The organism is Polaromonas sp. P1_E1_2 (assembly GCF_056406035.1).
This window is the reverse complement of record NZ_JBFUAZ010000165.1, coordinates 1-7,458: the sequence shown is the minus strand read 5'-3', so window position 1 is coordinate 7,458 and position 7,458 is coordinate 1. Positions and strand designations below refer to the sequence as shown.

9 protein-coding genes are annotated in these 7,458 nt (G+C 61.6%); 8 read left to right on the top strand and 1 reads right to left on the bottom strand.

Annotated features, from left to right (window positions below):
• The 8 genes from murA to hisA form a co-directional block, all read left to right on the top strand.
• On the top strand, positions 1–1,163 hold a 1,163-nt coding region (murA, locus tag AC1D1P_RS10040), incomplete at its 5' end, for a UDP-N-acetylglucosamine 1-carboxyvinyltransferase (protein WP_477672862.1).
• A complete protein-coding gene (hisG, locus tag AC1D1P_RS10035; RefSeq protein WP_477669868.1) occupies positions 1,160–1,801 on the top strand; it encodes an ATP phosphoribosyltransferase in 642 nt (213 codons plus the stop codon). The genes murA and hisG, both read left to right, overlap by 4 nt.
• Positions 1,802–1,812: 11 nt before the next feature.
• Positions 1,813–3,189 carry a histidinol dehydrogenase gene (gene hisD, locus AC1D1P_RS10030; protein ID WP_477672863.1) on the top strand — a complete coding sequence of 459 codons (1,377 nt, stop codon included), beginning with the start codon at positions 1,813–1,815 and terminating at the stop codon, positions 3,187–3,189.
• 7 nt (positions 3,190–3,196) lie between these two features.
• On the top strand, positions 3,197–3,643 hold the full coding sequence (locus AC1D1P_RS10025; protein WP_477672861.1) for a hypothetical protein: 447 nt from the start codon (positions 3,197–3,199) through the stop codon (positions 3,641–3,643).
• A 47-nt stretch (positions 3,644–3,690) separates the two neighbouring features.
• Positions 3,691–4,794 carry a histidinol-phosphate transaminase gene (hisC, locus tag AC1D1P_RS10020; protein WP_477672860.1) on the top strand — a complete coding sequence of 368 codons (1,104 nt, stop codon included), beginning with the start codon at positions 3,691–3,693 and terminating at the stop codon, positions 4,792–4,794.
• Positions 4,791–5,399: an imidazoleglycerol-phosphate dehydratase HisB gene (gene hisB, locus AC1D1P_RS10015; protein ID WP_457279710.1), complete on the top strand. Its 609-nt coding sequence runs from the start codon at positions 4,791–4,793 to the stop codon at positions 5,397–5,399. The genes hisC and hisB overlap by 4 nt, the downstream gene beginning before the upstream one ends.
• A 124-nt stretch (positions 5,400–5,523) precedes the next feature.
• On the top strand, positions 5,524–6,213 hold the full coding sequence (hisH, locus tag AC1D1P_RS10010) for an imidazole glycerol phosphate synthase subunit HisH (protein WP_477669864.1): 690 nt from the start codon (positions 5,524–5,526) through the stop codon (positions 6,211–6,213).
• Between the two features lie 94 nt (positions 6,214–6,307).
• Positions 6,308–7,048 carry a 1-(5-phosphoribosyl)-5-[(5-phosphoribosylamino)methylideneamino]imidazole-4-carboxamide isomerase gene (gene hisA / locus AC1D1P_RS10005; protein ID WP_477658834.1) on the top strand — a complete coding sequence of 247 codons (741 nt, stop codon included), beginning with the start codon at positions 6,308–6,310 and terminating at the stop codon, positions 7,046–7,048.
• Between the two features lie 157 nt (positions 7,049–7,205).
• Here hisA and AC1D1P_RS10000 read toward each other — a convergent pair.
• Positions 7,206–7,458 (bottom strand): hypothetical protein (locus tag AC1D1P_RS10000; protein ID WP_477672859.1); only part of this gene is annotated, 253 nt, incomplete at its 5' end.

Here is a 7,458-nt window from a genome sequence, read left to right as displayed (position 1 = left end):
CGGTGACGCTGCAGAACGTGCCGCGCCTGCAGGACGTGGCCACCATGCTCAAGCTGGTGCGCAACATGGGCGTGCAGGCCGAACGCAGCCAGGACGTGCCCAGCACCGTGGTGCTCAATGCCGGCGRCCTGAGCTCACCGGAAGCCCCTTATGAGCTCGTCAAGACCATGCGCGCTTCCGTGCTGGCCCTCGGCCCGCTGCTGGCGCGCTTTGGCGAAGCGACTGTGTCACTGCCCGGCGGCTGCGCCATTGGTTCGCGGCCGGTCGACCAGCACATCAAGGGCATGCAGGCCATGGGCGCTGAAATCGCCGTGGAGCATGGCTACATGATCGCCAAGCTGCCGGCTGGTCAGAAGCGGCTCAAGGGCACCAGCATCACCACCGACATGGTGACGGTGACCGGCACTGAAAACTTCCTGATGGCCGCCAGCCTGGCAGAAGGTGAAACCATCCTGGAGAACGCCGCACAGGAGCCCGAGATTGGCGACCTGGCTGAAATGCTCATCAAGATGGGCGCGAAGATTGAAGGTCACGGCACGCGCCGTATCCGTATCCAGGGCGTGGAGCGCCTGCATGGCTGCACCCACCAGGTGGTGGCCGACCGCATTGAAACCGGGACCTTTTTGTGCGCGGTGGCCGCTGCCGGCGGCGACGTTGTCTTGAAGCATGGCCGAGCCGACCACCTCGATGCCGTGATCGACAAGCTGCGTGAAGCCGGTGCCGTGGTGACTGCGGGTGAGGGTTTTATCCGCATCCAGGCCAGCGGCCGAATGAAGGCGCAATCCTTCCGCACGACTGAATACCCCGGCTTCCCGACCGACATGCAGGCCCAGTTCATGGCGCTGAACGCCATTGCACAGGGCAGCAGCACGGTGACGGAGACAATCTTTGAAAACCGTTTCATGCACGTCAACGAGATGGTGCGCCTGGGCGCCAAGATCCAGATCGAAGGCAAGGTCGCGGTCATGGAGGGTGTTGAAAAGCTGTCGGGCGCCACCGTGATGGCCACTGATTTGCGCGCCTCCGCCAGCCTGGTAATTGCCGGCCTGGTGGCCGAGGGCGAAACCATGGTGGACCGCATTTACCACCTGGACCGCGGCTATGACCAGATGGAAGCCAAGCTGCGCGGAATCGGTGCCGACATAGAACGAGTCAAAGCATGATCACCCTGGCGTTATCCAAAGGCCGCATCTTCGACGACATCCTGCCGCTGCTGCGAAGCGCCGGCATCGAGGTACTCGACGACCCGGAAAAATCCCGCAAGCTGATTCTGGACACCAACCAACCCGGCCTGCGTGTGGTGCTGGTGCGTGCCACCGACGTGCCCACCTATGTGCAGTACGGCGGCGCCGACCTCGGCGTGGTCGGCAAAGACACTTTGCTCGAATCCGGCAGCCAGGGCCTGTACCAGCCGCTCGACCTGCAAATCGCCAAATGCCGCATCAGCGTGGCGGTGCGCGAAGGTTTTGACTACGCCGCCGCCGTGCGCCAGGGCTCGCGCCTGAAAGTGGCCACCAAGTACGTGGCGATTGCCCGCGACTTTTTCGCCACCAAGGGGGTGCACGTCGACCTGATCAAGCTCTATGGCAGCATGGAGCTCGCACCGCTTACAGGCCTGGCCGACGCGATCGTCGATCTGGTCTCCACCGGCAGCACGCTCAAGGCCAACCACCTGGTCGAGGTCGAACGCATCATGGACATCAGCTCGCACCTCGTCGTGAACCAGACCGCGCTCAAGCTCAAGCAAGAGCCCATCCGCAAGCTGATCGATGCCTTCGCCGCCGCCACGGCCACACCTTGAGTCTTGATGCTATGAAATTAATAGCTTCTCCCGCACGACTGTCAACGGTCTCGGCAACTTTTGATGCTGATTTCAAGGCGCGGCTGCATTGGTCCGCCGACACTGACGCGGCCATCGAGCAGCGCGTGGCCGACATCCTGGCCGATGTGCAACAGCGCGGCGATGCGGCGGTGCTGGAATACACCGCGCGGTTTGATGGCCTGTCAGCTGCGTCGATGGCTGGGCTGGAACTGACGCAGGCGGATTTCAAGGCCGCATTTGATGCCATTCCCGCTGCCCAGCGCGAGGCCCTGCAGGCCGCAGCCGCCCGGGTGCGCAAGTACCACGAGGCACAGAAGAAGGCATCGGGAGAGAGCTGGAGTTATCGCGACGAAGACGGCACGCTGCTGGGCCAGAAGGTCACGCCGCTGGACCGGGTGGGCATTTACGTTCCGGGCGGCAAGGCTGCCTACCCCTCCAGCTTGCTCATGAACGCCATCCCCGCCCACGTGGCTGGTGTGCAAGAGATCATCATGGTGGTGCCAACGCCCGTGCGCGGCAGCGTGGCCACGGGCGGCTCGGGCGACCAGGCGGCGTCGAGCAAAGGCGAGCGCAATGAGCTCGTGCTGGCCGCCGCCTACGTGGCCGGCGTCACCCGCGCCTTCACCATCGGCGGCGCGCAGGCCGTGGCTGCGCTGGCCTACGGCACGCAGACCGTGCCCAAGGTCGACAAGATCACCGGCCCCGGCAACGCCTATGTTGCCAGCGCCAAAAAGCGCGTTTTTGGCACGGTGGGCATCGACATGATTGCCGGCCCGTCTGAAATCCTGGTGCTGGCTGACGGCAGCACGTCGGCCGACTGGGTGGCCATGGACTTGTTCAGCCAGGCCGAGCACGACGAACTCGCGCAAAGCATCCTGCTGTGCCCCGACGCCGCGTATATCGATGAAGTGCAGGCCGCTATCGACCGCCTTTTGTCCGAAATGCCGCGCGCCGAAATCATCGCCAAGTCCCTCACCGGCCGCGGTGCACTGATCCACACCCGCAGCATGGAAGAGGCCTGCGAGATCAGCAACCGCATCGCACCCGAACACCTCGAAGTCTCCAGCCGCGACCCGCACAAGTGGGAGCCCTTGCTCAAGCACGCCGGCGCCATCTTCCTGGGCGCCTACACCAGCGAATCGCTGGGSGACTAYTGCGCSGGCYCCAACCACGTGCTGCCCACCAGCGGCACGGCGCGCTTCAGTTCGCCACTGGGTGTCTACGACTTCCAGAAACGCTCCAGCCTTATTGAGGTCAGCGAAGCCGGTGCGCAGGTCCTCGGCAAGATCGCCGCAGAACTTGCTTATGGCGAGGGCCTGCAGGCGCATGCCCGCGCCGCCGAAATGCGGCTTTCCAAACCCGATTGAATCGTAAATGACCCGCATTTTCAGATCGCTGAATCTTGTCGTTGCTGCTTGCATTGCGCTGGCAGGATTGCAGGGCTGCGCGTCCGTGGTGCAACCCTCAGAGAAACCTCCCAATGCGATTGAGCTTTCAGGAGTGGTCTCCGAAGTGTCTGCCTCGCCCTACTATGGTTTGAGTTCGGTTCAGCAAAGTAGCGCGACGCTTGCAGGGGGCTCTGCTGGCGTCATGCTGGCCAACGCCATTGGTGCGCAGCAGGGCAATCGCGACGTCAGCTCCATCGTGGTGACCRTTTCAAACATCTTGTCGCTGACGCTTCCTGTGAGTGGTACTTTCCGGTCCGGCGAATGCGTGAAGCTTTTTGTAGATCCCATGTTCAGGGAGCTGCTGAACCGCAAAGACGTGGCCAACAGGAGCATGCCCACGGGCTCCGCTTTCGTGCAGAAAAGCAGCTGCTGAGCGAACCGGCACTCACAATACCGCCAGACAGAGTCAATTCACCCATCATGAAACAGTCAGACGCCTCACTGGCTCCCAAGCTCAAAAAACTGATCCGCCAGGACGTGCAGTCCATGCACGCCTATGCGATTCAGGAATCGGCCGGCATGGTCAAGCTCGATGCGATGGAAAATCCGCACCGCCTGCCGGCATCGCTGCAGGCCCATCTGGGCCAGCGACTGGGCGCGCTGGCGTTGAACCGCTACCCGGATGGCCGCGTGAATGATCTGCGCAAGGCCCTGGCTGACTATGCGCAGATGCCTGAGGGCTTCGACATCATGCTGGGCAATGGCTCGGACGAGTTGATCTCGCTGCTGGCCATGGCCTGCGATGTGGAAGGGGGCTCCATATTGGCGCCGCTGCCGGGCTTTGTGATGTACGCCATGAGCGCGCAGCTGCAGGGCCTCAAATTCATCGACGTGCCGCTGACGGCCGACTTCGAGCTCGACGAAGCCGCCATGCTGGCCGCCATTGCCGAGCACCAGCCGTCGATCATTTACCTGGCCTACCCGAACAACCCGACGGCCAACCTGTGGGACGACGCGGTGATTGAAAAGATCATCGAAGCCGTAGGCGAGCAAGGTGGCCTGGTCGTGATGGACGAGGCCTACCAGCCCTTTGCCARCAAAAGCTACATCGACCGCATCGCCAGGCACGGCCATGTGCTGCTGATGCGCACCCTGAGCAAGCTCGGCCTCGCCGGCGTGCGCATCGGCTACATGATGGGCCCGAAAGCGCTGATTGCCGAGATCGACAAGGTGCGCCCGCCCTACAACATCAGCGTGCTCAACTACGAATGCGCGCTGTTCGCGCTGGAGCACCAGGGTGAATTCGCCGCGCAGGCCGCGGAGCTGGTGGCCCAACGTGCTGTGTTGCTGGAGGCCCTGGCCGGCATGGAGGCAAAGGGCGTCAAAGCCTGGAAAAGCGACGCCAACATGATCCTGGTGCGGGTGCCCGATGCGGCCAAAACCTTTGAGGGCATGAAATCGCGCAAGGTCCTGGTCAAAAACGTTTCTAAAATGCACCCATTGCTGGCCAATTGTTTGCGCCTGACGGTCGGCACCGCGGACGAGAACGTGCAAATGCTGGCGGCGCTTGAAAAATCCCTATGACCACCCCTACCCACGCTCCCCGCATTGCCGAGGTTTCACGCAACACCGCCGAAACCCAGATCATCGTCAAGCTCAACCTGGACGGCACCGGTAAAGCCAGCCTTTCCACGGGCATAGGCTTTTTCGACCACATGCTGGACCAGATCGCCCGCCACGGCCTGATCGACCTCGACATCCAGGCCAAGGGCGATTTGCACATTGACGGCCACCACACGGTGGAAGACGTGGGCATTACGCTGGGCCAGGCCGTGGCCAAGGCTGTGGGAGACAAAAAAGGCCTGCGCCGCTACGGCCACGCCTATGTGCCGCTCGACGAGGCGCTGTCGCGCGTGGTGGTCGATTTTTCGGGCCGTCCGGGCCTCGAGATGCATGTTCCTTTCAAGAGCGGCATGATCGGCACCTTCGACAGCCAGCTCGCCTACGAATTCTTCCAGGGCTTTGTGAACCACGCCTTTGTGACCTTGCACATCGACAACCTCAAGGGCGAGAACGCCCACCACCAGGCCGAAACCGTGTTCAAGGCATTTGCCCGCGCGCTGCGCATGGCGCTGGAGATCGATCCGCGCGCCGCAGGCGTGATTCCATCGACCAAGGGTTCGCTGTAACCCCTTCGCACTCAACGCCGGGAACACGTCCAATCCTTGTTTTAATGCCTGTTTTTGCCTCCAGACCAATGGTGACGGGCGCAAGCAGCTATTAAATTCGTAGCAAACTACCTTTCGACTTTCAATGGCAAAACCCAAAACAGTCGCCGTGGTCGACTACGGCATGGGCAACCTGCACTCCGTGTCACAGGCTGTTCGCCATGTGGCGGGCGGCAGCGGCTTTGACGTGCTGGTCACCTCCCGGGCCGAAGATGTGATGTCGGCCGAACGCATCGTGCTGCCTGGCCAGGGCGCCATTGCCGACTGCATGCGCGAGCTCGCAGATTCCGGCATGCTGGAGTCGGTGCTGCACGCTGCGGCCAACAAGCCGCTGTTCGGTGTTTGTGTTGGCATGCAGATGCTGCTGAGCCACAGCGACGAAGGCCAGCCCGGCGACGGCGGCGTGGGTACCACCGGCCTCGGATTAATCCCTGGGGAGGTCACCAAATTCGAGCTGGCCGGCAAAATCCAGCCCGACGGCAGCCGTTACAAGGTGCCGCAGATGGGCTGGAACCAGGTTTACCAAAATGGTGCGGGCACGGCCAGGGCCCACCCGGTCTGGGCTGGCGTGCCCGACGGCGCGTACTTTTATTTTGTACACAGCTTTTATGCCCGGCCGTCGGATGCACACCACATCGCGGGGGAGGCCGACTACGGCGCGCGCTTTACGGCGGCGATTGCACGCGATAATATTTTTGCCACCCAGTTCCACCCCGAAAAGAGTGCCGACCATGGGCTGGCCCTGTACCGCAATTTCCTGCACTGGAATCCCTGAATACCTTGGGTCAGACCCGGTACCGGGGCGTCCGGCTTTTTGTTACCCTGAGCGTCCGTTTTGTACTTTACCGTTTTACCGTCTTTAACCGCACATGCTACTTATCCCCGCGATTGACCTGAAAGACGGTCACTGCGTCCGCCTCAAACAGGGCGACATGGATCAATCCACCATCTTCAGCGAAGACCCGGCCGCCATGGCGCGCAGCTGGGTCGACAAGGGCGCGCGGCGCCTGCACCTGGTGGACCTGAATGGTGCGTTCGCAGGCAAGCCCCGCAACGAGGCAGCCATCAAGCAGATCCTGGCGGAAGTCGGCAGCGAGATCGATGTGCAGCTGGGTGGCGGCATCCGTGACCTGGACACCATCGAGCGCTACCTCGATGCTGGCCTGCGCTACGTCATCATCGGCACGGCCGCTGTAAAGAACCCCGGCTTCCTGCAGGACGCCTGCACCGCGTTCGGCGGCCACATCATCGTTGGCCTCGACGCCAAGGACGGCAAAGTAGCCACCGACGGCTGGAGCAAGATGACCGGCCACGAGGTCATCGATCTCGGCAAGAAATTCCAGGACTACGGCGTCGAATCCATCATCTACACCGATATCGGCCGCGACGGCATGCTGACCGGCATCAACATCGACGCCACCGTCAAGCTCGCCCAGGCGCTGACGATTCCCGTGATCGCTTCGGGCGGCCTTTCGAACATGGCTGACATCGAAAAACTCTGCGAAGTCGAGGAAGAGGGCGTGGAGGGCGTGATTTGCGGCCGCTCTATCTACAGCGGTGATCTCGATTTTGAGAAAGCCCAGGCCAGGGCCGATGAACTGAACGGCTGAGACAGGACTTTCTTCATTGGAGAAGCCTGTTACTCCCAACTGGTTTTGGGCTATTTGGGGAGTCTCACTATTGGCTGCCGCTCCTCTCATGTTTRTGGCCGGTTTCGTCATCTGGTTCGGGCTTGATACCGCGTCTTGTCTTGTGGGATTGTGCGCATTAGCCGCGTTGGCAGTCTCGATTTTTGTTTACTGGCATATTCATCAGCACATTGACGACTACTGGCAAAAGAACGAGGCTTACAGATATGCTGTTTTCACCGTACTGACTCTTCCTGCCGTGATTTACCTTGTTCTGGATTCCGCCTTGTAGCCGGCCACACTTCTCATTCACCTTCTGTGGCGTTCCAACGCCTTCTTCATAGATTTCCATGCTCGCTAAACGAATCATTCCCTGCCTCGACGTCACCGGC

Bases quoted from the DNA above. Each gene is read 5' to 3' on its own strand.
- hisH (WP_477669864.1), top strand. From the start codon at position 5,524: ATGGCAAAACCCAAAACAGTCGCCGTGGTCGACTACGGCATGGGCAAC.
- hisA (WP_477658834.1), top strand. From the start codon at position 6,308: ATGCTACTTATCCCCGCGATTGACCTGAAAGACGGTCACTGCGTCCGC.
- hisG (WP_477669868.1), top strand. From the start codon at position 1,160: ATGATCACCCTGGCGTTATCCAAAGGCCGCATCTTCGACGACATCCTG.
- hisB (WP_457279710.1), top strand. From the start codon at position 4,791: ATGACCACCCCTACCCACGCTCCCCGCATTGCCGAGGTTTCACGCAAC.